Raw genomic sequence first — 25548 nt, 5'->3', positions numbered from 1 at the left:
TGACACGTTTCGGATTTGTGTTGTAATAGTTATCATTTCGCAGCAGCTGTTACTTTCGCAACGTCCTGTGCCAACACCCATGAATTAATGCCGCTAAGTAATACAGCTTGTTTTGAGTGTGACTGCGCAATCACTTTTTGTTTTCTAATACTTTGTAGTTTTTTGTTTTTTAACTGATGCATCGATTTTTTGCCCGGTGTGGTAGTGAGTAGCTTTATTAAGCAACTTCACTGATTGACCGACAGAGTAGCCACCTTCAGTGTAATCATTCGCTTGTTCGTTTGCCTCTGTTTTACCAACGTAGTAAGACAACGGCTTAGCATCGTTTGTGAGCTTGTTTAAATCAACACCGCCTGTAATACCTTTTACTTGTCCACCGTCCGTATATTGCCAAATATCATGCTTGTGGTCGGGTGCGGCTGTTCGGTAAGCTGGAATCCATACAAAGTCAAACTTAGAAGTATCTAAGTTGAACTGCGTGTATGTGTGATTCCCTACATATAAACCAATCTTTTTATCAGTTAACGATCGCAACTCTTTAACGAATGCATTTGTTGCCTCGCGCATTGTTCCTGAGGTTACCGTCAGTTCTTCAACGTCCACAACGTAAAACTTCGTTGATTTACTTGTGCGTTTGTAGAACTCTTTTGCTTCGAGTTTCGCATCGGCTGCATTAATATAACGTGCGTAGGCATACGTGCCAAACGGAACATCGTTTTTAATCGCTTGTTCCTGGTTACGGTCTAAATATTTATCTTTGTAATTAGTGCCGTACTGAGCACGAATGATTACCATGTTTAGGTCGTCCTTAGCTTTGTTCCAATCGATACTCCCTTGCCATTCCGATACATCCGCAACCTTTGGATTCTTAATATCGGCAGCCGCTACGGGTAACACACTGCCTAGCAATAAACTTGTTGTTAAAATACTTGCTGTTAATACACTCATTGTTTTATTCATTATTTATCTCCTTTTGGGTTATCGTATTTTTGGGCTTGTGAGCTGTCTGTAGCACCTTCGGTTGTTGGGTCAATAACGACACCTAACAGAACTAAAACGCTGAATACCGCGCCTACAATGTCTAATAACTGCGATTGTAGTTGCGTGAAGTTGAAGTCAATTCCCACAACAATTAATAGTTTTGAACATAAAAAAAGGATAGCCGGGATAATGGCCACCCAAAACATTTTTGATTTAATACGGACTTTCCAGTTGATTCCTAAAAAGTTTTTCATATAAACATCCTCCTATTTTGTAAAAAAATAACCAATAATAGTAAGCCCTAGAGAAATGATAAAACCCCAAGACCACTTATTATTAATTTCCATTTGATTGATACGTCTTTGCAACTCATGAGCCATTGCTAAAGCCTTTACTGCTTTTTTATCAGTTTCATCAAGGCCCTTCGTGTTTTCTTCGATGCGTGCTAGTTTGATGAGAATTTCTGTTAACGTATCTTTGTCCTCCATATTATTCTTCGCCTGCCTCATCTACGATGTATTCGATTCCTGTAATTGTCTTATACTGTTCATAAGTGATTTTATCTGTCGAAACGAGTAACTTCATATCAGTTAATGTGTAGCGCCCAGCATCGTAAGCATTTTTTACAATTTTAAACATTGTCGCACTCCCCATATCACGCATCCCCTTTGTTTTCTAGTATTTCAATTCGTGCTGCTAAGTCTGCATTTTGCATCAATAATTCTTCGCTCATCAAAATGATATCTTCAATATTAATCCCTAAATCAATATTTTCTTGTGGATGTTCATTTTCCCAAAGCTCTTTATCTGTTCCGACCCATTTTTCACCATCAAAAAAGATAGGCTGATATAGCCCGTCCTCAGGTTTGATTTCAGTGTATTCTTCAGGGTAATCAAAGATTTCTGTAGATACATCTTCATCGTATTCTGTTCTTGATTCTAATAAAATTTCTGTACCGTCATACAACCAAATTTGTTTGTACATATTATTCCTCCTATAGTGTTAGTGTGACGTCCAACGGGTTCCATGCGCCACTTTCGCCAGCTGTACCAAAATTACTCGATGTGAAAGCTATATCGCCATTTGCAGAAATAGTCCATCTGTTCGTTTTTGCTGTGTTAGTTAGATTACTCGTATTCCCAACCCACGTTAACGAACGGTCTAACTGCGCTGTGACAGTCGCAGGCAATTTGGCAATTACTGTATTAGGTGTTGTAATTGTATTCAGTACACCTTTCAATGAAAGATAGTAGATTCCGTTTGTACTAAAGAAACGATAGTAACACGTTGTTGATGCTGTCACACCGTTTAAAAGTGTTAGCGGTAGCCAGCCTGTGTTTGTGCCTTTTAGCGCGGTTACGTCTGCTTGATTAGCTAGTTGTACCCAACCAAGCCACGATGACGTTCCTGCGTTATAAGCGTTTCGATATACTGCGTTGTTTCCGAACGACGAGTAAAACACTTCGATATAACCTGTCGAACGTACGTTTCGTTTGAAATAGCCGGAAGCGCCAATGTTTGACGGTGCGTTTTTAGCTTCAGTCACATATACGTTTTTCATAGTTAAGTCGTTAGTAGCTAACAAATCTAAGCCGTTAACAGTAATCGCTGCGCCTGTTTCTTCTGTAATTTTGTATTTCTGCCATTCCGACGTGTCTGTTGTTTTTACAACTGCTCCAGCCGCAATCGCATCAGTCACTTCTTTTGCCTTGGCTGTAACTGTGGAGACTGCTGCGTTAGATGTATCAGCGATTGTTTTCTTTGCAGTCGTAGCAGTTGTCGTTACCTCTGTTTTTGCAGCCGTAGCAGTTGCCGCCAATTCAACTTTACCTGCGCTTAATGTCTCATTCATTTGCGTAACGTAATCTTCACCGTTTGCAATCGCGGTTTCAATCGCTTTAACACGCTCATTGATTATCCGTTCCAAGTCATGAAACGTTTTAATATACTCAAGCTTAATTTCAGCGCTAAATCCAGTTAACAAGTCGTTTTTTACATCAAAAGTGAATTGTCGCATGACTGCCACATCATCTTTCCCTTTTACTGCAATGTAAATCTGACCAATCACTTTACCTGTGTGTTTTAAAAATTCTGTTGGGATAACATATTCAATAACTCCATTCAATTCATTTGTGATTGTCACATTGTCTTGAATACGTGAGCCGTCTGCCGCCAATAAAACGATATAGCCTTCAACGTTTGTTTTGCCTAAAGGCACTGCCGTTTTATTGCGCGTCACGCTAAACTGTAGAATAGATGTGTTAATATCTTGATTATAAAAAGCGACATTTAAGTCGCTTAATGGTTGATATGTTGCTGTAACTTCTGTTGTTATTTTTGCTACTTTGCTTATGTTAGTCATTTATATCTCCCCCAGCTCCGAAACGAAGTATTTTAATGGACTCTTCATCAATCAGTAATACGCTAAAACTATCTTCGTAAATCGTCCCGAAATTACGATAGCTATAACTTTCATTGGATTCCGCCTTTGAACACAGTAGTCCGATACATTGAACGCTTGTTCCCTTAATGAAAGTAGATTCATCTTTATGTCTATGACCGTGAACAAACGCTATAACAGAACCTTTAGATGCGAAAGAGCCTGTTATTTTAATCGGAAAATCATTACTTACACCTAAATAGTCGTAAGCACCACCAGTCACAAACGCTTTTATAATGACACTTAACACGTCAGTATTAATTGCTTTTTCAGTATCACTGTAGACGTCCATTGGGGCTGTATGAGAAACAAAAAGAACACGCTGTGTAGATGGCGTGTTCTTTAATAAGTTTATTAACCAGTTCACTTGCGTTTGTTGAATGCAGCCATTTGAATCAACTAAATCAAATCTATTTTTACCATTTAGCAAAACCTGTTTGCTGTCGAATGTATCGATAAAAATGATGCGTGTATCTTTCGCATCGATGTAACCATACTGCTTATCGCTAGTGTCCGTTGTTAATTTCCCTTTTGTAAAATAATCATCGAAAAAAAAAGTTTTTTAATTCTGAATATGTTGCCACTTTTTTTAAATCGTTATTCTCATACTTATCACCTAACGAGTTGTCATCGTGATTTCCTCGTAGATTGACGACCGGTTTTTTAATAGAAGCCATCTTGCGTTTGTACATTTCATTACCTTCCCAAAAATCGGACAGTTCCAAAGAGGAACCATCGTTCAAATCACCATTTTGAATAATTAAATCGTGATCTATCAAGCGACAAACATTAACTAAATTTTCAACATGTTCATAAGATGCTTTCTTGAGATTCTTTAAATTTTTAGGCATTAGACCTAAATGTAAATCTGTGATGAATGGTATAACTAATGTGCTTGATTTCGTTTTTTTCTTAACTTTCTCGCTAAATCGAACAATTTCATTTGCTACATTATCGCTCGTTTTGAAAATGAAGTTTTCTTGATTAACAGGTACGTGTAATTTCATTATCACATCTCCTTCCAAGCTGTTATTCCGTTGTCGCTTACGATACGTTTAAGCGTTAGTAAGGCTTGATTTGTCGAGTTACGCGTCATTGTTTGAACTCTACCGTTCGAAGGCATCGCGCCTGACGAGTGAAAAAGATAGCCATTCCCTTTGTACTTATCATCTAAGTCAACAACATTTGCGATAACATCTGCCGAGATATACTGCTCGCCTGGTGTAATCACATCACTTAATTTTTTACTTGTGGGTAAAGTCATGTATTTTGGTGTAGATAAACCTAGAATCGGAGTGAATTGCCACTGACCGACCGTGTTTGCTTTTGTATCAAAACTACGCTCGTAGACGTCAGATACAGATGCTGTTGTATATACTCTTATTTTTTGAGTAAGAACACCATTATCGTTGAAGGCGCTGTTTTCTAAAAAGTAAGCGTGCTGGCCATCATTTAAATCGCCAGGAATATCAGTGATACTCTTTGCGTGTGACGAGCGTATATAGTACGAGCCCGGTCGATTCAATTCTTTTAATGAAGTAGTGCCGTTAATGATGTTAAACATTCTACCCGCACCATCAGTCATCGCGTAGTTTTGAGAATATGCAATCATTTTTTGAGCGTGATCAGATTCTCGTCCATGCTGATGAATTGCATATAACTGTTGCTTTCTAAAGACATCATCAGCATAAGTCACACCGAAAACTAAGCTTATTTTATTTGTGTAAGTGTCATGATACACATCCATCGCCCAGGCGTAGGTTGAATCTGCACCAATTCTGTTATCTACTTTGAAATCATCTAGTTTGAAATGATAGTATTTATCACCATTTTCATCGTAAACAGAGATAAGAGGTGTCATTTCAATGCTCTTTGTGCCACTGATTAAATATGTGTAACCATCCCAAATCTTGAATCCTTTCAGCGGCTCTCCATTTTCATCTTTAGCAAGTATGAAACTGCGAATAACTACTAGTTTATTATTCAAAGCATTAGACAATTTATAAACAATCGCTTGATTACTATACACGAACAATAGTTCGTCATTCATTTCGTCTACAGATACAGATGCTTTTTCATCACTAGAGTACAGCGAATCGATAATTGATAGAGAATCACTCGAAACTGTCGTATTGCTTACATATCTTTTAAATGCAACGTAATATTTATCACTTCGTTTCACTGTGAAAAGTAACGTTGCATAACCATTTACAAACATTAATCCCAACGAAATATTATCACCTGTGTTTCCAGTAATTGTCATTTGATCTAGCATCACCCCTTGCAAAGTGTGGCGTGAAATGATTGCTCCGTTACCTTCTTTTTGATAAATGTAAATCTCATCTTTTCGAGAATCAATTGCAATACCTCGAATGATACCATTGACAGAAGCGCCAATGTCAGTGAATTTAACTGCTTGCTTGTTCGCTAAGTTCAATGAGTACTCATTGATGTACAGGCTTGATAGCGCTGAAAAATCTTCTAGCAAACGTTCGCTTAATGTCGCATGCGCTTTTTTACTGAACACCGCTACACGCGAATCTTTTACTTCTTCAATCCCATCACCGTTAGCACCCAACACGAGGTTGCTTACCTGAGCTGCACGATATTGTAATTCTTGTTCAACATCCCACGCATTATGCGTGATTTGTCGCGATTTATGCGCTTTTAATTGTATAGTTTGATGATTTGTCAGTTCGCTATCTGACGTGTTAATCGCAGATTCTATTCTAGTGAAATTGTCTGCTAAATCGTTTCTGAAATCTTTCCCTGTCGTAATTGGCGGACTCTTCTTTAAATTAATTCTCATTTAATTACCTCCACAATTTCTTCTGTACTTAAATTACCTTCATCATCAACGACTAACTGCCATTTTTTCTCGTTTTCAGATACTAAAAAAACACCAACCGAGTTGATGTTTAAAGCACTTAAACCTATCACCGCTTGCTTGTGCGTTTGAGGAAAGTAACGCTCTCCCTTTTCTTTTAAAATACGAATATCAGTCATCTTCTACACTCCCCACATATTCAGTCACCAAAATATTTGAATAGGCATCATCTGCAATCTGTTGAATGTTTGTTATCGAATTGAACGTATTACTTACTTTGTTACTCGTTTGTTTCACTTTGTTTGCGATTGAACGCTGGATACTTACGATATCTTTCTTAGTGTTGCTAAAAGATAAATCTACTTGCTTGTGAGAAAATTCATGACCTTTGACAATTTTCACCGTTTTCAAGTCTGTTGAAAAACCGAGCGGTTCATGAATGAAATAAAGGGTATCTTTTTCAGATACGTTCTCGTCACCATTATAAGCAACGTTCAACTCTGTTTCTGGCGTGTCCTGTATCTGCGTTTTAGCCCATGCCTTTAATTTATCAACATCAGTAATGCTGTCAGATTTAACTGCTTTAGCCATGCGCTCACCGTACATTGACACGTTTGGCGATTTATACGTTGCGATAGCATGATAAGCATTATTTCCCTCCGTGTTAGCGTTAACTACTAATATAGTAGCCGTCTCAGTTCCAACGCACCCACGAGACAGTTCTTTTTCTTTGTACTTAACCTTTTTTCCGTCAACAATTTTCGTTTTTTCTACTAACGGCATCGGATGTTCGGGATCATCACCAACAAAAACACATTTGATTGTATGCTTTCCTTTCGAAAGGTTATTGGTCAAATTGACTGTATCAGTCGTGGATGACTTGTTGTAAGCTGACAATGTTTTTATTTTCTTTCCGTCCAGATAGATATCCCAAAGACCGCCTTTGTCGCCTTTTTTTTAGTTTAAAGTCTAAACTATCGCCATTCCATTTAACGTCAATATCAGCAGTATAATAAGCATTGACTGCTTCGGTGTACCAAGTCCCAGTTTTCACAAAAACACCGTTGTACGACAAGTCAGTCGTCTTATTTTGAGCGTATGTTGACTCTTGCTTATCTTTCTTTTTACCATAAGCACGAACGACTGTTTTTAGCTCTTGTGTGTTCGTACTCACTTTGACATCAGCAGTGTTATATTTGTATCGCAACGTTTTTTCAGATAGATTGTAGAAATTATCATCGTCGTAGAATGTTATTTTTTTGTTGTTTGCAAAAACAATACAGCCAAAATTGTCTATTGCTGCATTAATAAACTCGACACCATTCATGTCTCCCAAATCAGAAATACTAACGCTGCTAAAAGTTCCTTTTATTTCGAACGTGTATCCGAATGAGTTTCCAGAAAAGCCGATATTTAGCATTTCTTTTAATGTGTAATCTTTTTCTCCTGCCACTATGTCATACACTGTATGATTTTGAAATTCATACATAATGTGTTGAGCAGTCACGCTCTTAACTAATACACCAGTACTGACCATCGAAACGGTAGATGTTTTGACGATATAGTGCTGACCGTTATAAACGATTAACGACTCATTACCCACCAAATCAAAACTAAATGCGTTGTAGGGCGTTCTGATAACATCGAAACTGATGCTCCTTGACGTATTTTTATCATACTCATAAGAAAATGTGTCATAATCAATATCTATCAATATTTCTTCGAACTTACGCTCAATGTCACTCACTATTAAATAGCTCATATTATCACCTGTAGATGAATGAGAAATCAAACTCAATATCTATATCACTTGCTCCAGATATCGTAAACTCATTCCAACCTTTCGCCAAAGTGATAATTCCGTGATTTGTTTTCCTTCCACACACCGTGTCGTCTTTATATGCGTAAACTCCGCTTAGTTTCAAAGTGTCTGTTTTCTTCAGCGTATCAATGTATTCGAATACATCACCAGTCGTGTTGTTTGTAATTTTAGGACTGCCAGCACATGTTAACGTGATATCTAACTTATGTCTCATGATAGGTGTAACAGTCATGCTCGATGCATTGTATATTTTAAACGTTTTAGATGTATGCGTATATTTTGGTTGTTCGCCACTTAATATGTTCATGCCAAAGTCGAAATTTTCATCTTCGAAATTACGACTAGACAATGATCCATGCAGACTTTCTGAATACCCTTTGAAAACTGTGAATTTCAATTCGAATTCTAATGCCCCAGGGTTTTCTTCAGTGACTGAATACGTTGCCTCGTTGACCGCATATTTTTTATTTGGATGATAACTATGTCTAATGTAATACGAATCATACGTGTGTATTTTTTCAATCAGTTCATCTTCAAATAAGTTTTTATCATGTACATCTTCGCTCAAAAATAACAGTTTAAACGTTATTTCAAAAGGAGCATAAGTGTTGAGATAAGTTATTTCACCGTCAACACCGTCAACGGTCTTTGTGCTCTTGACCGTTTGGGCATCTCCGCGTGAAAAACTTAACATTTCAACTCTGTTTTTTTCTGTAATAGGTACTGTATCAGTACCTAAAATCATTTCTATGAATTTGTCTGTCATACAGCACCTCCTTGCGCATAGTCTAATTTACGATACTTGTCAGCTTGTTGTTTGCTCACATATGATTCAACATTTCCTAAATCAACATTAACGTTCGTATCTTTGCTACTAATCAATTTAAGATAAGCGATGATTGTATCCATTTTAGATTCAAGTGCAGACGTGTCACTTCCGCCGACAATGTTCACGTTGCCTTTTCCGCTCTCTTTCACACCCATCAGGTTCATTGTTTGGTTCAACAATTGAACTGCTCTTGAACGTTTTGAGAGGGACAGCGGAATAATCATCTCTGGTTGATTCCCTTCGCCAATTTCAGCGATTTGGTGTTTCGTAATCAAGCCGCCGTTGGCATAACCGTGACCTTTACCGATTACATTCAGCATTCCTGTTGCACCGTAAGTTGATTTAGCGTAGTTAATACCGGATAGTAAGCTGTCCAGACCATTTAAACGATTGCCATGCCCAGGAAACTTGTAAGCCTTGAACGTTTCACCGATTACTTGCACAAGACCTTTTGCAATGTCGCCACTTTCGTTGTTCACATCGCCAATATCGCCTTGAATCGCTTTAGGGTTACCGCCACTTTCAGACTGTATTTGACGTAACCAAGCGTTGACATACGGTTTGTCAGTAGGCAATCCATTCATACTTAAAGCACGTTTTACAGTACCTGTCCAACGAGTCACTCCAGAGCCTTTTGGCTCATCGCCACCCGATTCTTCAAAAATACCTTTAATCCAATTACCCATTCCACCAAGCACTTTATCTTTTGCGCCCAATGCGATTTGTTTGGGTAGGTCCATCATGTCGCCAAACATCCCACTGGTGAACTTAGATATTGTTGCTTTTACTAGTTTCATAGGTTCTTTAGCATACTCCCACACGTCAAGTGCCTTATCTTTGATACCGCTGAAAAAATCACCGATACCGTTTTTGTAGTGTGGAAACATTTGTTTAGTCATATTTCCGTTCAAAACTTTAGATCCTTTTGGTAAATTAAGTAGTTGATTTCGCCCTTTTGGAACGAAAGTTTCTCCACCAGGCAATTGAACGGCCTCACGATAGTTAGAACCACTTGCATCGTTCACCATAGCTAGTCCGCCAGGATGTCCGTCAGTTCCGTTAGCGTAGGCTGGAACACTCCAGTTTCCAATTAATGTCCCTTTTGAAACACCAACTTTTTTAAGTACCCAGTTGATACCATCAATGATGCCGTTTATCGGTTTAGCAACTGCCTTTGCTACTGCAGCAAACACAGAAGTAAAAGCATTTTTCATTGCTCCGGCACCTCTTTTAAATCCATCGGCCATTTTGCCAGGCATGGATTTAACGCTGTCAATCATGTTAGTAATCCATTTACCAACACCTGTACCCATATTTTTAAACAATGTGATGACATTGCCAGGGAACGATTTAATACTGCCCCAAGCGCTAGAAACTCCTTTAGTAAACAATGTTTTTACTGTCGTCCACATACCGGACGTCACGGTTTTAACTCCTGCTCCTAGCAATTTGAAACCTTTTAATATTTTTCCGATGAACATCAAATTTAGCAAGTTCCAAATGACTGTAAAAGCCCCAGAGAAAATTTGTTTAATACCTTCCCACATCTTAGAAAAATTACCTGTGAATAGACCAGCGAACACTTTTAAAACACCCATAAAAATATTCAAAGAACCCGAAATTATTCGACCAACTGTCCCTAAAACATCTTTAATCAAGAACAATAAGACCGCAAAAATCGGTTTTAATACTGGTAATAAAAATGCGACTGTTTTTTGAATGAAATTAACAATATTTAAAACTGCCGCCATAATCATAGGCCCGTTCTCTTGCCAAAAAATCTTTAATGTAGTGAACATTTTTTTGAAAATGCCTACAATTTGATTAATGATTGGCTCGATGAAAGGTTTAAGCGTTGCTATAATAACTTTAAAGTTGTTCAAAGCGTTGCCTATCACTTGTTTAATCATAGGCATATTCTTATCTACGATTGTTTTGAAAATGCTTATACCGCCACTAAGACCTTTAAAAGGGTTACCGACAGACTTCATTCTATCCATCAACCATTGGATATTAGTACCTATACCGCCAAAAGTTTTTTCAATCACCTGTCCGCCAACAGTCATCGATTTAATCATAATGCCCTTGAACGGTGTGATGATATTTGCAATCGAACGATTGATAGCAGACTTCATGTTTGCGAACGATCCACTGATTGAATCACCCGCTGTTTTAGCTTGTCCAGCTAACGCCGTGGTCGCTCCAGCACTTCCGTCTGTCCCTTTTTGAATACCTTCGACTAACAAGTCGATTGCCTCAGCGCTATCCATCGTCCCTGTTGATATGTTCTTTTTCATATCAGCAACACTAACACCATACTGATTTGCTAATATTTTAAGCGCTGGAACGTTCGCATCCATCAGCCTGTTTAAATCTTCTAAACTTAAAACACCAGACGACTGCATTGCTTTGAACGCACCCGAAATTTGGTCGATTGATTCAGCACCATTACCAACACCGTACGCTGAATCGGTGATTGCTTTCAGAACGTCTTTAACTTTGTCGGCTTCCATGCCTGAAGCCACTAAACCTTTTGTAGCATCGGTCATTTGGTCCATCGCAATAGGTGTGCCTTTGATAACTTCACTTACATCAGACATAACTTCTCCAGCAACTTTAGCTGACCCAGTCAATTGTTCGAGTGATTTAGTTGCAACGTCTATTTTATCCACACGCTCAACCGCCGCCCCAATTGAGCCGGTAACAACATCGAATGCCTTACCAACAGCAAAAATTCCAGCCGTAACGAAACCGCCCAGTAAGGCTGTCTTGATTCCGGATATTCCGCTGAACATACCTTTAAAGCTACGCGTATTATTATCAATGTTAGACGTTACATCGAACGATTTACCTGTTGAATTTAAGCTGCTTAACTGAGAGTTAGTAACCTTCGCTTGCGACTCAAGGCTGTTTAATGCTCTGACTGCTTTTTTAGTACTGTCATCGTTTTCGCCAAATTCTTTAGTGAGTTGTGAGACAACTTTTCGTTGGCCATCGACAGCTCTTTCAGTTAAATCTAGTTGCCTGGTCAGACCTTTTTGTTGAGTCTCAAACGCGCCAGTTTCATCGCCCGCTGCTTTCAACGTCTTAGTGTTTTTGTTGGTCTCTCGCTCGTTATCTTTCATCTCTTGAGTGAGTTCATTCATGCCCTGCTCTGCGTAGGCGAGTTCTTTTTTAGTCGTTTTGAGTTGCCCTTCATAACCCGAAAGCTTAGCTTGAGCATTATTGATTTGAACAGCTAGATTTTTAGCTCCGTCACTAGCCTCACCATTAGCTTTAACTTCTTCTTCATAGCGCTTAGTTAACTCTTGCACCTTTTTACCTTGCGCAGATAAAACATTTTCTAACGACTTAGCTTTCACACTTAGTCCGTCATAACCTTTGCCGGCATCGCCAACTGATTTTAAATTGGCTTTCAGTGCACTTTCGGCAATTTTAACGCGTTTATTTATCTGGTCCAGTGTGTTTCCAAACTGTGTATCATCGAGAGTTAGCCCGACTGCCATATTGCCAATCGGTGTTCCTTTTTCTACCATTGCTTACCTCCCCTCTAAATAGAGTTGAAGAAATCTTCTCCACTCATGACTTTGTTATTTTTAGTATTTTCGCTGAAAAGATGATATAAATAATCATCATCTAACGCATCTATTTCATGCATCTTCCATCCACTTTCTAGTAAATCGCGATAAATGGTATCGATATTATCTAACGCTTTTTGTGTTGTTGCCGTTTCGTCTGTGGCTTTGGGTCTTGTTGACCGCCCATAATATCTCCTAGAAGTTTTTGGATATCTTCGAAATCATTGTAGTTGTCAAAGATAGCATCTGCCGTAACGTTCTCATTTTTATAACAACCAGCGACTGTTTCAGCCATTTCATCGAACGCATCAATTTGTTCTAATGTGCTGAAGTTACCTTCTTCTTCAAGTTGCTCAAATTTAGCAATCATTTTTAAAATCTCTCGTTTTTTAGACAGTCTGATAGTTTCGCTAAAGTAAGCCTTTTTATTAATAATGATTTTCGCCATCGTAATTCCTCCATGTAACTATATTTTTAATATAAAAAGAGAGCAGAGTTAACTGCTCTCAGTCATTTATTTTATTCTGCAGTGATAGTCGCTGTACAAGTTGCTGTTTTGTTGCCTGAAACAGTTTTAACTGTAATAACAGCCTCTCCTTCTGCGACGTACGTCACCTTACCATTTGCATCCACAGTTGCTACTGCAACAGCTGAACTTGTCCATGCCACAGTTTTATCTGTAGCGTCGCTCGGACTAACTGTAGCTACTAATGTTACTGTTTCGCCAACCTTGCCAGCAACAGTTGTTTTATCTAACGCTACTGCTGTAGGATTAATCGCCAATGTCTTAAATGCCGGAATGTCTACCTTTTCAGACTCTTTGTCATTAACGACACGCGTTGCTTTATAAGAACCTTCTGCAACCTCTGTGTTTGGATTAACGTCCGTAATAGCTAGAGGACTTTCGCCCTCAGCAATCACATCGTCACCTTTATAGATTTTAAATGTGTCGGTCATAATATCCTCCTTCCTAATCTAATCTAAACTAACGTTCGCACCAGTTTGAGTAGCATTTACTGCGGTTACGAACGGCTCGATTACTTTCCCGCAGCAGCTGCTCCGAAAATGAAATCTTTGAAAGTTTCTAACGTCGCGCCTTCTTTTGCTGTAGATGCTTTAGATGCAACTAAACCATCAGAGCCACGAGCAACAAAATCACCTTCTACTGAATCCGTTTGTAGTTCAGCGCCTTTATCTTCTGATGTTTTCAATTCTTCATCGGGCGCAGTGAATTTACCTTTAGTTAAACCAATGAACAATTCATTACCATCCTTATCAGCAGTCACTAAAACAACTCCCATGTACGGTGGACGAGTATTGTTCCCGATGAGCGTAAATCCTTGCTCGTTAACTTCAGCACCTGTCATACTTTGATACAGCTCGGGATACAAATCAGCAATGCCTAAAGATAATTTAGGAGATGATGTACCCTGAGCAAAAACGTGAAATGGGCCGTCAGATGCCCAAGTGGTGTTTAGAGTAGAGCCTAATCCTGTGATTTTAGCCTCGATTGCCCCACCTTTTTCAGAATTGACTTCGAACGTTTCTTTTACAGCGCCATCTTTGTCATATTCTGCGAAAATAATTTGTTTAAAACCTACACTTGCCATGAATAAAAAACTCCTTTTTTGTTTTTATTTGAAACGAATCGTTTCATAACGTTTAATAATTCGATTGCAGTTTTCTAAATCAACATCATTAGTCAGTTCTGAATACTGACAAGCCCATTGATTTTCTTGTAAAACTTCATCGATTTTGAAATATAGATCGTTCGCTTGAGCGAGTGTGGATGTCCACACATCGATTTGAACGTTGAATGTGACTGTTTGTGCTTTGTTTGACGCTAAGTCAGAGTAGTAAGAATTGATTTCAACTACTCTAATTAACGGCAAGTTCTTTAACTTTTGGTCGTCTTCTGGAACATAGTTTAAAAAACGAGGTATGTCTTTCAACATACTGTTTTTTAGTATTTCATTGACCTGGACAACAGCTAGATTCATTGTTTCAGCCCCTTGCTCATCTCATTCAGCATCACTTTAAATACTTCACTAGATGCCTGTTTCTGCGTTTTTTGGATAAACGGTTTAGGCGCTTGACGTATTGTGCCGAATTCCACAAAATGAACGCGCCAAGCAACATCCTTTTTAAAACCGATGAGAATCTCACCGTTTTTAGGTGTGCCGTATGTCACGTTATCTTTTGCGTGTTTGAACATGTAATCTCCGCGCTTACCTTTATACTTAGTGTTATCAAAAACTGGTGTATTTTTTTCTAAGCGTTCAGCAAACACTTCAGCTCCAGCGTTCAACGCTTTATTCGTTGGACGAGTCAAGCCTTGGGCCATTTTTCTAAGGCTTACACCGATATCGTTTTTAATTGTTACTCCCATTTAATTCACCGCCTTCGCGATGATTGTTGTAAAATCTTTACGACTTACACCTTTAGTGATTTTCACAATTTCATATGTTTCACCGTCAAAAACGATTTTCATATTGTTCTTAACTTCAGCAATTTGCTGATAACGAATAATAAAAGTGAGCGTATCTTCTAATACAGTTCCAATCGTCGATTTAATCTCATTTAAGAACTGACTTTGAACACTAGACCAACAAGAAAAAACGACAGTATCGATAACGATATTGCCGCCTAGTTCATCTTTGTCGTTCTTTTTTTTCAATAAAGGTAATACGCTCGCTTAAATCGTAAGTCTGAATGAATTTACTCATGCTCTAGCCCCCTCAACTGCTGTACAAGAGAGATTACACCGAACGGTATATCATTAAGAGCCGACTCCGTTGTAGCTCGTCTCGTCTCGTACCAGTGACTTACAAGCAAACAAATAGCATACTCAAAGCGCTTATCAGTATCTGCTTTTTCAACAGATATTTCTAAAGTGCCCAGAATGTATGCTTTGGCCGTTTCTTGTAACATAGTGAGTAAATTATCATCTTCATTGTGATCTATTCTGAGATAGTTTTTCAGTTCATCGATGGTCATTTAATAACCCCCTCAACTCAAACTGACATTAGCGCCTGTCGATGTTGCGTTAACTTTTGCTACGACAGGGCTATTTACTTTCCCTCGTCGTCACTTAAAGCTAAAGTTGCATAGAAACCGGCGTCAGTATCAGCTGCCTCAACATCGAAACGAATGAATGCTGCTAATAATTGACCGTAAATATTGTCGTCAACCCAGCGAACAGATTCTTGTTTGCGGTCAAAGAATTTAGTAAATGCTTTAATATCACCAATAAATGCGACCTGGTCTCCTGCAGCAGAACCAATCACATCATCACCTAAAACAATGATTTCACGACCTAATAGTTTGTAACCTGACGCAGTTGTTACGTCTTGTTGTAATAAATAGCGGCCGTCTTTGTCTTTTAACTTATCTACAGCGTTGAAGAATGACTGAGATGCCACAAAAGAAACTGGGTAAGCCGGCTCAATAGTTACGTTAACTAAATCTTTTAAGTCATCTAAGCTAGTTAATTCTTTAGCTGTTGCTGTTTTCAACACTTTAGAAATTTCAGCGTTAGCAGTGTTCAACGCTTGACGTTGTACATGATTAGCAACTAATCCAGCTAAGTCAATATCTGAATCTTCAAGAGCCTCTTGAGAAATTGGAATATATCCACGGTATGTTTTTACAGCCCACGAAACTTTTTTAAACTCCGGTTTAGCAAGAGCTGGGTTTTTTTCTAATTCTTCAACTGAAATCATGACACCTTTGTTTTTAAGTAACACAGGGTATGAACCAGAACCTGTTGTAACTGGCACTTTTTCAGCGAATGTACGTAAATCAACAACTGTTTCTGGCTGAGTTTGAGGTGTCGTTAAGCGTTCAATAGGAATAACTGCTTCCGCACCTACAGTAGTCAAACCATCTCGTTTTTCTTCACCTTTCGTTTTTACAAATGTTGCAAACGAACGAACTTCTTCGTTTTTATTTTCGTTATGTTCTAAAACTGTTTTTGGCATTTTTCGTTGCTCCCCTTTTTCTTCGTCTTTTTTTGGTTCTTCATCTTTTTCAATTTCTTCATTGTCACCTTCGGGTACTTCTTCATCCTCTTTAGACTTAACTTCGTCTGAGGGCTTGTCAGAAACATCAGTTTCTTCAAAGTTTTTAATCTGGTTGATTAATTCGGCCGCTTTTTCAAACTCGCCATCTGCAATTGCTTTTTCAGCAGCTGCTTTTAATTCTTCTACTGTCAAAAATAGTCACTCCTTTCAAATTGTCGCTAACTCTAATTCAAGAGTTAACTTTCGTTTTTGTTGTTCATCGATAACTTGCTTTAATGATCGCTGTGCAATCGTCGCGTTTGTTTCTGCATACGCAGGAATCGAAACAATTGAAATTTCAGCAAGCTGACTGATTGAGTTGAGAGTGCGAATATAATCGTCACCATCTTTTTCCCATGCGTCATCACCGTCTTTAAGACTGAAACCGAACGAACACTCGTTGATATCGCCTCTTGAAATAGAAACGTTTAAGTCACGCGCGTAAGTCGTGTCTGGCAACTCGCATCTGAAATGAAGTCCAATCTCATCGACAGTCAGTTTCAAAGTATCGTTCGCTGTTCGTCCTAAAATCAAGCTGCTGTCATGGTCGATAAAACATCGGACATCTGACAAATCAGTATTATCTAAGGCCGTGGGAGATATGATTTCTTGAAAACCGCCCAAATCTTTGCTAAGAGAGTTAAAACGCAAAGCGTAACCTTCGATAACGTTGTTATCACTCGATTTCACTGTCTCCATTTTCCGTTGTTCCAGTTGTGGCATCTGTATCACCCCCTTTCAAGCGAGGTATGAGTTTATCTCCGTTGTCGATTAGATCTAAGTCATAAAACGAACGGGCCTCATTTATCGTCAAAATTCCAGCGCCTTTAGTCGCATCCATCATTTTGTTGAACTTTGTCTGAACGTCGTGACCTTTCAGAACTGAAAAATCAATGTCAACATCCACAGATAGTTTTAAAGCAATCTCATCCGTAATCATTTTTGAATATGCTCGCAGCGTGCTTGATACGTACAAATCATTTGCACTATCGTCTGTTGAGTTAACTAGTTCCATACCAAAACGAGACAGCGGAATACCGAATGCTTTTGCGATTTGTTTAGTTGAATACACATTGTTTTGAATCATCTTCAAAACGTCTGTATTTAACTCGAACTGACTAAAATCTTGTGTATCATCGAGAACGATTACAGAATTCGCATTTTTAGCGCCACTGTTGACTTCTTCAAAGTCTTTTTTTGATTTGTTTCTTAGCTTCATTGTTGATATTCGCCTTAGACAGCTTTAAAATTCCGCCAGCTTGAATACCTTTGTTGAAAAACGCGGATAATAAATTGTTACCGTTCTTCAACATTGAAAGTTCTGTTTTTAACGCGTATAACGGGCTAATGCCTGTTTTACCGTTCAAAGTAAATGCCTTGAAATGTAGCATCTCTTTAGAAGTCAAACGTCTGCTGCGACCGCCCAAGTCTGTATACTCGTAACTCAACTCACCAGTGATATCATCTTCGTAAATAACGATTTGAGAGGGTTTCGCAAAGGTTAGATCAATTACTTTCTTTTCTTTGCGGTTAACGACCACGAAAGAATTACCTGTCAGCAACATTTGAGCAGTCACTGCGAACAAGAATGCGTAAGGTGTCATCGACACGTTCGGCTGAACGTTTAGTTTTTCTAATATCAAGTCATCTGAACGACCGTTTTTACGTTGGACAAAAGAGCTACTTGCAATATCACCTGACAGAATCTTCACAGCAGTGAAAACATCTGACTGAGTGAGAGATTGTTGACTGTCAAACGACATCACTGAACTTGTGTCTGGACTCGATAGATAATTGATAACGGCCTGTGAGTTATCACCCAAACTCCGTTTGAAAAATATCCCCATTAAATCACCTCCTTTCTTTTAATCACGTTCTGAGGCCAACAAAAAAGACGTTGCTAAAAAGCAAACGCCTAAGACTGAAAAACCTATCCGTATATCTACTAAAAAAAGCCGCCACCGTAAAAGCAATTAAGCTCATACAGTAGAGACTCGTTATAATTATTTGTATATATTTACCAACCAAAACCGTAATCACCACTTTCTATCAGTTCATTAACATCTACTTCATCAAAATCGTGGTACTGCGCCTGTGTATATGCATTGATTAAAGCATCCAGTGGATCTATTTTATTTCTATTTGTTGTCTTATCTATCAATACTGAGTCGTTTTTTTCGATTGAAACAGCGTTATATATAGCTCTATTAAGCAATTGATTGTCTAAATGCTTGATTTTATTGTTTAAAACGTCAATCTTCAGCTGTTTTGTTGCTGGAGAGAGAGTTATTGCACCTTGACGAGTTTCAACCAGGTAATCTCCGTAACGCTCCGATATTTCAGTAATCATCAGTCCAGCGTTATAAGGGTCATAACAGATAGCCTTAACGTTGAACTCATAATGCTGTATAAACTCATCTAGCCACACAATCATGTTCCTATAATCGACCAAACCGCTCGTTTGAGTGGAAATCGAACAGATGCCGGCTTGTTCGTAAGCTCTGTAAGGTGTTTTATCTTCATTCTCTTTACTTTCAATACCACCCTTAGAGCCAACAAAAGAATAGCTATCTGATAAAAACAGCTTTTGCTCGTCGATAGGAATAACCCAAGTGAACGATGTTAAATCGCCCACGCGTGATAAATCGACACCGATATATATATCGCGACCAACCAAGTTAATATCTTTCAATGACTCATCTGCTTTAGCTGAGTTCCATTCCTCTTTGTTCATGTAACTTTCTTTGCTGGACTGGACCCATATATTGAAATGCTTAGTCAAAACGTTCGAAATTGTACCTTTGGCCTTCGCCTCGGACAACAGTCGCTTATAAGCTTGTGTTAGCTGCTCTTTTTGCGATTCAATCTCCATTAACGGATTTGATTTAATCCACATCGCAGGATCATCAACTTCTTTCATGCTGTCCTGTTCCCAACACAGTGCAAGGTACTCATCGTTTTCAGTTTCTTCATTTAATAACTTATCGATGTACTGATATTCAATCGAGTGCATCGGATAATTCAACTTACTAGATGCTGTAGAAATAATGACAATCAACGGTTCAAGTTGCTGACCCATTGACGTTTCGATAACATCCATCATTTCCGTTGTCTTAGAAAGCGCGTACTCATCAAATATGCCTAACATCGCATCTAAACCATCTAGTGTATCAGCATCAGCTGACAGTGGTTGCATTGAGCTATCATCAGTTGTTGTTATTTCATATTTAAGTAGACGAGTGAATTTTTTAATAGCTTTACTCTGACCTCTAATCGCTTTTAATTGCGATTTAACCATATTGAAAACGATTTTAGCTTGGTCCCGTTTATTCGCTGTCGCGTATATCTGCCTTGCGTTTTTAGGATTACGCTCATAAATCAAGCAATATAATGCAATGCCTGAGACTAAAAGCGACTTTCCTTGCTTACGAGCGAGTGAGAGATAAGCTTTTTTAAACCGTCGAGTGTTGTCTGTTTTTTTTTCTCCAACCCCACAGCTGAGCTAAAATAAACATTTGAAATTTAGCTAACGTGTTCGGCTTTCCTGTTTTAGGGTCAGGCAACATCGAAACGAACTTAATGATGTTTTGAGTATGCTTAACGCTGTAATAAAAACCAAATTCATCACTTTCAGACTTTAATAAATCACGTTTGTGTCGGTTGATTGCTTTTTTAATCTTGTCACTGACAATGATTTCTCCACGCTCGACAGAATCAATGTATGTTTGAACATAATCAATCATTGTTATCAACTTCATTCATCATGCTGCCGAAAGGGTCCTTATCGACAGGTTCTATTTCAGCAGGTTTAACTAACTTCAACCTGGAGTTAATCGTCAAACCTAGTTCGCTAGTCGTTGTTTTTAACTCTTTAGAATAAGAGTTGACGACGTCGACTAGAGGGTTTTTCTTACCTTCAACGACAGGTCCTTCTACGACCAAATCGCGCATTGCATCATCATACAAGAATGTGTAGTTGCAGTAACGAATCACTGTTTGCTGATCTAATTCTGAAATTGGCAAGTCTTTAATGATGTGAGAAATACGTTTCCACTCGCTCACAGCACCAGGCACAATACCTGGCGGAATGTTTTCGAAATTCAATCGGTCGTAATTGTATAAAATTTCTTCTTCTTCTTTCTTTTGCTCTAATTGTTCTTTTGTAAAGTGTCCAGACGTTGCACCGGACAGTTTTTTAGGTCTAGCCACGTCATCAACTCCTTTCTGAAAGTTAGTTTTTGGAAAAAAATATGCGTCGTCGGATATCTTCGATTGCCCGTCAGATGTAAGGGTAGGGGGGTATAAAAGATTGCTGACGAACTTTTAAAATATTTTTGAATAAGTGTGTGTCTGAAAATAAAAATCGCTCACACGCTCTCTGAATGCCCTTTAAATCAATCTCGCCATTTGCGTTTGTGATGTTTATTGTGACACTCTCTACATATCGTTTCTAAGTTGTTCTGGTCCACACGCTTGTCCCAATCGTCTCTAATCTCGATGATGTGATGGACTATTTGTCCTTGCGTTACATTGTTATGCTTCAAACATTCTTCGCATAACGGTTGAGCTAACAGCTTAGTCATGCGTGTTTGTTTCCACACCGATGACTGATAGAACTTAGTGTACTGTTTGTTGTACTCATTGTTTCGCACACGTTCGTTGTATCTATCTGCTTGCTCTTGCTTACGCTTGATACCAATGTGTTCATGTGTAGCACAGTAGAGCTTTGAGTAATCAACCAGCTGTTTGCAGTGAGATACTTTGCACGGGTGTTTAGGCATTGTTATGCGACCGCACTCTAATTCGTTTCTCATCTGCTTCGAACTCATCGCCCATACCTCTGAAAGCCGAGTGGTCAATATCTCTCCTTACTGTTCTTACCTCCACGAACGGAATGGCATTATCTTTTGAATCGCCTGTATCAGTAACCCAAACGAACTTAACACTTTCAATACCTTCATCGTCTGGAGTCGCTTCTTCACCATCAAGGTACACAATCGGTAAGTCTCCATTGTTCGGTATACGGATGTTGATATAGTCATCTGCTGATTTAGGTTGTTGGTTAACGATTACTTTTTCCTGTTCCCAAAAGCAAAAACATTTTCCAAACAGATTAAGTTGCAACCAAGATTTGACAACCAAACGTCCTGATTCGTCTCTATACTTTGTAATGTAATGTTTCATCTCCACCACTCCTTAATTTAATGTATGAAAAAAGACACCCTGTTGGATGTCTTAATTGTTTCTATGGACCTTGTAGGTTTCGAACCTACGACCGGACAGTTATGAGCTGCCTGCTCTAACCAACTGAGCTAAAGGTCCTAACAATACAGGTTATCGGTTTTACCTCGGAAACCTGTTGAAAAGGAGGATGGATATGATAATACCAAACTACTCAAGGTAATTTGTGTACAACAATCTTAGTCCACAATCGGAATTGTTTGGTGAGCGTTTTATAGTTGAAGTTTACTAGTACAGTCAACAAGCTCTTTGTTTTAATCTAAAAGGTAACCGAAGTTTGAAATTAATCTTAACCTTTTGATAGTCGCACAAGCGTTACAACTACTCTTGTACTTGCGAGGGAAGACCATTATAACTCCCCACCGTTTGTTATTTTGAAAGGAAGCACTTGCCGACCTTTATGCTGGAAATATGCGATAGGCAAGGATTTGCACCTTGCATGTATTAACGACCTAACTCAGCTGACGTTCGTCACCTCGTCAGCGATTAGCGGTTACCTATTTCGCCACTATCGCAAATCATGAATAACGCAACGTCTCTATGTTCCTATTCTGTGTGACACACGAGTGTCGTGAACAATGTCATTGTGTTATCTGATTTTCACAACTACATATAGTTTGTACACAATATGATTTAGTTGTATTTTTTGAGCAGTGATTTTTTCCGAATCATTAATCTGCTCTATGACTTGTCAAAGTCGCGAACCTTGACGAACGTCCACAATGAAAGATACCGTTTTCCTTTCAGCTCTTTCAGTTGTGACGTAACAAGTCTTTTAACTACTAACATCGTAACATGAATATCGCAATGGTTGGGTACTGTAAAAGTACCGTACCTTTTGCTATATTTTCAGACGTTGTACTTATATTCAATACGTCTCATCAACTCCGAATGTCTATTTTTAATATGTTGATAACTATAGCCAGTCGCAACAGCAATCTCACTCAAACTCAACTCTTGAATATATCTCATTTCAAGAATACGATTATCTAAACCTTTAAAATTATTAATCAATGAAACTACTTTATCTCTCTGTGCTTGCATTTTTTCAAGTTCTTCAGTCATATCATTAATCGCTCCTTTTAGTTCAGCTTGTCTTTCAAGTGAAGTTAAATAAGTTTGACTTCGTGCAAGGTCACCACCATCAAGCCAGCGCTCGAATTCATTTGTTTTGCATTCAATCTCAACTATTAAAATGTCGATGTCGTCTAGTAAGTTATTGTATAGTTTAAGCCAGCGTTTCAGTGTGACCATCTCCTTTATCGTTTCGATTTAAAATAAGCTGTGTATCGTTTTTCAATAATGATGGATTCATTATCAGCGAATGTTTCGCTAGGATCTCTAACAAAATGTTTTTCGAGTTCATAACCGGACAAAACCTTTTCTCCCACGGCTTGACAGAACTCTTTATAACTACCTTTTCGCTCGATTCTGATGTGTTTCATAGTTAGTCATCCTTTCTTATATGTAGAATAATTCGTTTATCGATGTCGCACGACTTGCAAATTCCAAACCCCTGTTCGTCATTAAAGTCAGTTACAACAATCCCCAATTTCTCAAATGATTTTTTCATCTGATTAAATTTCTCCACATTTTTGAAATCAAATTCATCGAAATGCTTTTCAATCAAACTGTTTTTTAGCTGAATCACAATATATCCGTTTGAATAAAAAGCTTTGCTAACTAGTTGCTCATTTTCAAATAATGCTTTAGCTGATATTTCGTACCGTTTTGATAATTCGGATTGCATATTGCTGAATTCTTCCAAAAACGATGAAACTTCCTGATTTAATTCGTAAGAAGGCGGTCGCTTTATCAATAACTCTGGAGGTGTTTCATATATTCGTGATCCGCCGCCTAAAACAAGGCTCCCCTTGTTTTTCTTAAACCACTTCATCACTCGACACCTTCCAAACTTTTAACCGCGCGATTGATATACCAGACAGCTTTTTTCAAATCTTCCACCGTGTTGTTTTTGAATGGCGCTCTGATTAAGTACTTAATCGCATTGCCGATATGATACTGAACATTCGATTGATACTTCTGTGTAACATCTTCGATGATGTCGATTGCCTCGTATTTCGTTTGCGTGTAATGCGATGGCGAGTTGACGTTGTCGGTTTTTTTTTATTTCTCTGTAACGTTTGAACGAATCTTTTTCATAGTCTGCCACACTATGTCCGTCAGGCAATTCCATGTCGACACTCGGCTGTAGCAAATCCCCAATTTCAGCACTACAGTCCGTCACTTCTTCATACTGTTTTCCTTTGTATTCCATTTCGTTCACTACCTCTCATTTTTTATGTAGTTGTTTATGATTGTCTTGAATATTTCTTCCAAAATCGGAACTCCTATCGAATTGCCCGCTTGATGATATAAAGCACCGTTCAATTTACCGTTCTTGCCGGGGTGCGCCGTTGCAGCGCGCTTAAAGTCCTCGTCGTCAAAGCCCATAAGCCTAAACACTTCGAGTTCCGTCAAATAGCGGTACTTACCGCCATCAAGTTTAATGATTCCAGCGTTCGGACATCGCATTTGTTTAGTTGTTATCGTGTTACACGTATCAGTAATCGTTTTTAACGTTGTTTTATAACTCTTACCGACTAAAGCTTCTTTCGGAATATTGTCGCCGATTTTTCGAATCATACTCGGTTGAGTTACAACGTGTTGCTCAGCGTAATTGTTTGTCAGAAAATCTTCAATAGGTTTTGTTGGGCGATGGTTAACGAGATTAAAGTTAAACATTGTGTCACCTAGAATACTCACCATAAACAGCCGCTCTCGATTCTGCGGTATACCGAAGTCTTTCAAATTCAAAACTTCATAACGATTCGTATACCCCAAGCGCTCCATATCGTCCAAATAATGATTAAACGCTCCTACGTGTTTTTTAGATAGAACGTTTTTAACGTTTTCCCAGACGACAACTTTCGGTTTCCATACGCCTAAATTTTCGATAATCTTAATTGTTTCGAACATAAGACTTGACCGCGTTCCGTCCTCTACGTTACCTCCGTACTGTTTGCCTCCAATACTGAAATCTTGGCAAGGACTACCATGTATTAATATGTCGGGTTTCAAGTCGTAACCTACAACCGACTGTGCTTTATAGCGATTATCGAACATAGCATTATACGTTCTCACAGCCTTCTCATTCCATTCGACATAATCAATCGACTTATGCTCTACACCCAAATTAACTAATGCTTTTCTAGGTGCGCCAATGCCACCAAACAACTCTAATATCTTAATCATAGATAGCTACCTCTCATTTTTTTATTCATACGAAAATCTTTTTCGCTTTATTACCTGCCAACTGATCACCAATCATTCTAATTTCTCGGCAATCTGAACATTTGCAACTCTCTAGTTTTGAGTATCCGCATACATAACCTTTTTCGTGTTCATCTAATAACTTAGTTACTCTAAGCATCAACTCTTTTCTTTTCGCTTTATCCATCTCAACTCAACCTCCTACAATTTTTAATGCCTCATCTGCCGACCTTGCAATTCCAGCCAAAACTCCGTTCGATTGCATGGCGGCAATGAATTTTATTTGTTCAGGTCTCGGTCGACCTATTTCGTTTTTCACTTCTACAAAGAACATTTTTCCGTCTGCAATACGATAGCCAAACAAATCACTAAATCCTTTCGGCAAACCTGTCGAAACAGGTATACCTGTTTTCGTATAAAACAATCCAACGTTTCCTCGAAAAACAAACACAGCCATTTTTCAGATAATGCGACACGTATTTTCATTCTGAATCT

At 38.5% G+C, this 25548-nt stretch carries 38 protein-coding genes, 1 tRNA gene and 1 pseudogene; all 40 read right to left on the bottom strand.

Features of this window, described 5'->3' with window-relative positions; genetic code table 11:
• Positions 1-144: 144 nt before the first annotated feature.
• Entirely contained in the window at positions 145-960 is an 816-nt protein-coding gene (locus BCAMP_RS11575) for a glycoside hydrolase family 25 protein (RefSeq protein WP_051457075.1), read from the bottom strand.
• Complete coding sequence (locus BCAMP_RS11570; protein WP_035315754.1) at positions 960-1235, bottom strand: phage holin; 276 nt, start codon at positions 1233-1235, stop codon at positions 960-962. Before BCAMP_RS11570 ends, BCAMP_RS11575 begins: the two co-directional genes overlap by 1 nt.
• 12 nt (positions 1236-1247) lie before the next feature.
• On the bottom strand, positions 1248-1469 hold the full coding sequence (locus BCAMP_RS11565) for a hemolysin XhlA family protein (RefSeq protein ID WP_035315753.1): 222 nt from the start codon (positions 1467-1469) through the stop codon (positions 1248-1250).
• A gap of 1 nt (position 1470) precedes the next feature.
• Complete coding sequence (locus BCAMP_RS13250; RefSeq protein ID WP_156921241.1) at positions 1471-1620, bottom strand: XkdX family protein; 150 nt, start codon at positions 1618-1620, stop codon at positions 1471-1473.
• A 16-nt stretch (positions 1621-1636) separates the two neighbouring features.
• A complete protein-coding gene (locus BCAMP_RS11560) occupies positions 1637-1966 on the bottom strand; it encodes a hypothetical protein (RefSeq protein WP_035315752.1) in 330 nt (109 codons plus the stop codon).
• 10 nt (positions 1967-1976) lie between these two features.
• Entirely contained in the window at positions 1977-3344 is a 1368-nt protein-coding gene (locus BCAMP_RS11555; protein WP_035315750.1) for a BppU family phage baseplate upper protein, read from the bottom strand.
• Complete coding sequence (locus BCAMP_RS11550) at positions 3337-3852, bottom strand: metallophosphoesterase family protein (protein WP_035315748.1); 516 nt, start codon at positions 3850-3852, stop codon at positions 3337-3339. Before BCAMP_RS11550 ends, BCAMP_RS11555 begins: the two co-directional genes overlap by 8 nt.
• Positions 3853-3964: 112 nt before the next feature.
• Complete coding sequence (locus tag BCAMP_RS11545; RefSeq protein WP_035315746.1) at positions 3965-4429, bottom strand: metallophosphoesterase; 465 nt, start codon at positions 4427-4429, stop codon at positions 3965-3967.
• A 2-nt stretch (positions 4430-4431) separates the two neighbouring features.
• The gene (locus tag BCAMP_RS11540) at positions 4432-6231 is read right to left on the bottom strand and encodes a phage baseplate protein (RefSeq protein WP_035315745.1); all 1800 of its coding nucleotides are present in this window, start codon (positions 6229-6231) and stop codon (positions 4432-4434) included.
• Positions 6228-6428: a hypothetical protein gene (locus tag BCAMP_RS11535; protein ID WP_035315743.1), complete on the bottom strand. Its 201-nt coding sequence runs from the start codon at positions 6426-6428 to the stop codon at positions 6228-6230. Before BCAMP_RS11535 ends, BCAMP_RS11540 begins: the two co-directional genes overlap by 4 nt.
• Positions 6421-7146, bottom strand: coding sequence for a phage tail protein (locus BCAMP_RS11530; RefSeq protein ID WP_035315741.1), 726 nt, complete (start codon positions 7144-7146; stop codon positions 6421-6423). Before BCAMP_RS11530 ends, BCAMP_RS11535 begins: the two co-directional genes overlap by 8 nt.
• On the bottom strand, positions 7115-7996 hold the full coding sequence (locus BCAMP_RS11525; RefSeq protein ID WP_198015789.1) for a prophage endopeptidase tail family protein: 882 nt from the start codon (positions 7994-7996) through the stop codon (positions 7115-7117). The genes BCAMP_RS11530 and BCAMP_RS11525 overlap by 32 nt, the downstream gene beginning before the upstream one ends.
• Positions 7997-8015: 19 nt before the next feature.
• The gene (locus BCAMP_RS11520; protein ID WP_035315739.1) at positions 8016-8837 is read right to left on the bottom strand and encodes a phage tail domain-containing protein; all 822 of its coding nucleotides are present in this window, start codon (positions 8835-8837) and stop codon (positions 8016-8018) included.
• A complete protein-coding gene (locus tag BCAMP_RS12795) occupies positions 8834-12436 on the bottom strand; it encodes a tape measure protein (RefSeq protein ID WP_051457073.1) in 3603 nt (1200 codons plus the stop codon). The genes BCAMP_RS11520 and BCAMP_RS12795 overlap by 4 nt, the downstream gene beginning before the upstream one ends.
• Before the next feature lie 169 nt (positions 12437-12605).
• A complete protein-coding gene (gene gpG, locus BCAMP_RS11510) occupies positions 12606-12926 on the bottom strand; it encodes a phage tail assembly chaperone G (RefSeq protein ID WP_035315737.1) in 321 nt (106 codons plus the stop codon).
• Positions 12927-12997: 71 nt separating this feature from the next.
• Positions 12998-13435 carry an Ig-like domain-containing protein gene (locus BCAMP_RS11505; RefSeq protein WP_035315736.1) on the bottom strand — a complete coding sequence of 146 codons (438 nt, stop codon included), beginning with the start codon at positions 13433-13435 and terminating at the stop codon, positions 12998-13000.
• A gap of 80 nt (positions 13436-13515) precedes the next feature.
• Positions 13516-14088 carry a major tail protein gene (locus BCAMP_RS11500; protein WP_035315735.1) on the bottom strand — a complete coding sequence of 191 codons (573 nt, stop codon included), beginning with the start codon at positions 14086-14088 and terminating at the stop codon, positions 13516-13518.
• 24 nt (positions 14089-14112) lie between these two features.
• Positions 14113-14478, bottom strand: coding sequence for a hypothetical protein (locus tag BCAMP_RS11495; protein WP_035315734.1), 366 nt, complete (start codon positions 14476-14478; stop codon positions 14113-14115).
• Complete coding sequence (locus tag BCAMP_RS11490; protein ID WP_035315733.1) at positions 14475-14867, bottom strand: HK97-gp10 family putative phage morphogenesis protein; 393 nt, start codon at positions 14865-14867, stop codon at positions 14475-14477. The genes BCAMP_RS11495 and BCAMP_RS11490 overlap by 4 nt, the downstream gene beginning before the upstream one ends.
• Complete coding sequence (locus BCAMP_RS11485; RefSeq protein WP_035315732.1) at positions 14868-15155, bottom strand: phage head closure protein; 288 nt, start codon at positions 15153-15155, stop codon at positions 14868-14870.
• Between the two features lie 41 nt (positions 15156-15196).
• Positions 15197-15475 carry a head-tail connector protein gene (locus tag BCAMP_RS11480; RefSeq protein ID WP_035315731.1) on the bottom strand — a complete coding sequence of 93 codons (279 nt, stop codon included), beginning with the start codon at positions 15473-15475 and terminating at the stop codon, positions 15197-15199.
• A 74-nt stretch (positions 15476-15549) separates the two neighbouring features.
• Positions 15550-16692 (bottom strand): phage major capsid protein, encoded by a 1143-nt coding sequence (locus BCAMP_RS11475; RefSeq protein ID WP_035315729.1) that lies wholly within the window; start codon positions 16690-16692, stop codon positions 15550-15552.
• A gap of 15 nt (positions 16693-16707) precedes the next feature.
• Positions 16708-17262: an HK97 family phage prohead protease gene (locus tag BCAMP_RS11470; protein WP_035315728.1), complete on the bottom strand. Its 555-nt coding sequence runs from the start codon at positions 17260-17262 to the stop codon at positions 16708-16710.
• On the bottom strand, positions 17216-17758 hold the full coding sequence (locus tag BCAMP_RS14030) for a phage portal protein (protein WP_198015788.1): 543 nt from the start codon (positions 17756-17758) through the stop codon (positions 17216-17218). Before BCAMP_RS14030 ends, BCAMP_RS11470 begins: the two co-directional genes overlap by 47 nt.
• Positions 17724-18386, bottom strand: a complete 663-nt coding sequence (locus tag BCAMP_RS14025) for a phage portal protein (RefSeq protein WP_198015787.1) — start codon at positions 18384-18386, stop codon at positions 17724-17726. Before BCAMP_RS14025 ends, BCAMP_RS14030 begins: the two co-directional genes overlap by 35 nt.
• A gap of 170 nt (positions 18387-18556) precedes the next feature.
• Entirely contained in the window at positions 18557-19552 is a 996-nt protein-coding gene (locus BCAMP_RS11460) for a terminase TerL endonuclease subunit (protein WP_332248525.1), read from the bottom strand.
• A 33-nt stretch (positions 19553-19585) separates the two neighbouring features.
• Positions 19586-19948 (bottom strand): annotated as a pseudogene (locus tag BCAMP_RS14925) (terminase large subunit domain-containing protein); the annotation flags it as partial.
• A gap of 43 nt (positions 19949-19991) precedes the next feature.
• Positions 19992-20297, bottom strand: a complete 306-nt coding sequence (locus tag BCAMP_RS14020; protein WP_198015786.1) for a hypothetical protein — start codon at positions 20295-20297, stop codon at positions 19992-19994.
• Entirely contained in the window at positions 20275-20748 is a 474-nt protein-coding gene (locus BCAMP_RS11455) for a P27 family phage terminase small subunit (protein ID WP_035315726.1), read from the bottom strand. Before BCAMP_RS11455 ends, BCAMP_RS14020 begins: the two co-directional genes overlap by 23 nt.
• A 185-nt stretch (positions 20749-20933) precedes the next feature.
• Entirely contained in the window at positions 20934-21122 is a 189-nt protein-coding gene (locus BCAMP_RS15135) for an HNH endonuclease (RefSeq protein WP_408605194.1), read from the bottom strand.
• Between the two features lie 190 nt (positions 21123-21312).
• Positions 21313-21729: a hypothetical protein gene (locus BCAMP_RS11445; protein WP_156921239.1), complete on the bottom strand. Its 417-nt coding sequence runs from the start codon at positions 21727-21729 to the stop codon at positions 21313-21315.
• Positions 21730-21787: 58 nt separating this feature from the next.
• Positions 21788-21861, bottom strand: a tRNA-Ile gene (locus BCAMP_RS11440).
• A 768-nt stretch (positions 21862-22629) separates the two neighbouring features.
• The gene (locus tag BCAMP_RS11435) at positions 22630-23034 is read right to left on the bottom strand and encodes a sigma factor-like helix-turn-helix DNA-binding protein (protein ID WP_156921238.1); all 405 of its coding nucleotides are present in this window, start codon (positions 23032-23034) and stop codon (positions 22630-22632) included.
• Between the two features lie 5 nt (positions 23035-23039).
• Positions 23040-23225, bottom strand: a complete 186-nt coding sequence (locus BCAMP_RS11430; protein ID WP_035315719.1) for a hypothetical protein — start codon at positions 23223-23225, stop codon at positions 23040-23042.
• 2 nt (positions 23226-23227) lie between these two features.
• Positions 23228-23680: a hypothetical protein gene (locus BCAMP_RS11425; RefSeq protein ID WP_156921237.1), complete on the bottom strand. Its 453-nt coding sequence runs from the start codon at positions 23678-23680 to the stop codon at positions 23228-23230.
• The gene (locus tag BCAMP_RS13245) at positions 23677-23841 is read right to left on the bottom strand and encodes a DUF3310 domain-containing protein (protein ID WP_232217987.1); all 165 of its coding nucleotides are present in this window, start codon (positions 23839-23841) and stop codon (positions 23677-23679) included. Before BCAMP_RS13245 ends, BCAMP_RS11425 begins: the two co-directional genes overlap by 4 nt.
• Complete coding sequence (locus BCAMP_RS12790; RefSeq protein ID WP_051457072.1) at positions 23780-24058, bottom strand: hypothetical protein; 279 nt, start codon at positions 24056-24058, stop codon at positions 23780-23782. Before BCAMP_RS12790 ends, BCAMP_RS13245 begins: the two co-directional genes overlap by 62 nt.
• A gap of 8 nt (positions 24059-24066) precedes the next feature.
• Complete coding sequence (locus BCAMP_RS11415; RefSeq protein WP_035315716.1) at positions 24067-25035, bottom strand: DNA cytosine methyltransferase; 969 nt, start codon at positions 25033-25035, stop codon at positions 24067-24069.
• Between the two features lie 25 nt (positions 25036-25060).
• The gene (locus BCAMP_RS11410) at positions 25061-25240 is read right to left on the bottom strand and encodes a hypothetical protein (RefSeq protein ID WP_035315715.1); all 180 of its coding nucleotides are present in this window, start codon (positions 25238-25240) and stop codon (positions 25061-25063) included.
• A gap of 6 nt (positions 25241-25246) precedes the next feature.
• Positions 25247-25510, bottom strand: a complete 264-nt coding sequence (locus BCAMP_RS11405; protein ID WP_035315714.1) for a VRR-NUC domain-containing protein — start codon at positions 25508-25510, stop codon at positions 25247-25249.
• Positions 25511-25548: the final 38 nt, after the last annotated feature.

The sequence above is a fragment of the Brochothrix campestris FSL F6-1037 genome (assembly GCF_000525915.1).
Lineage (GTDB): Bacteria > Bacillota > Bacilli > Lactobacillales > Listeriaceae > Brochothrix > Brochothrix campestris.
Note: the sequence above shows the minus strand (reverse complement) of the source record. Positions and strands in the feature narration are given on the sequence as shown.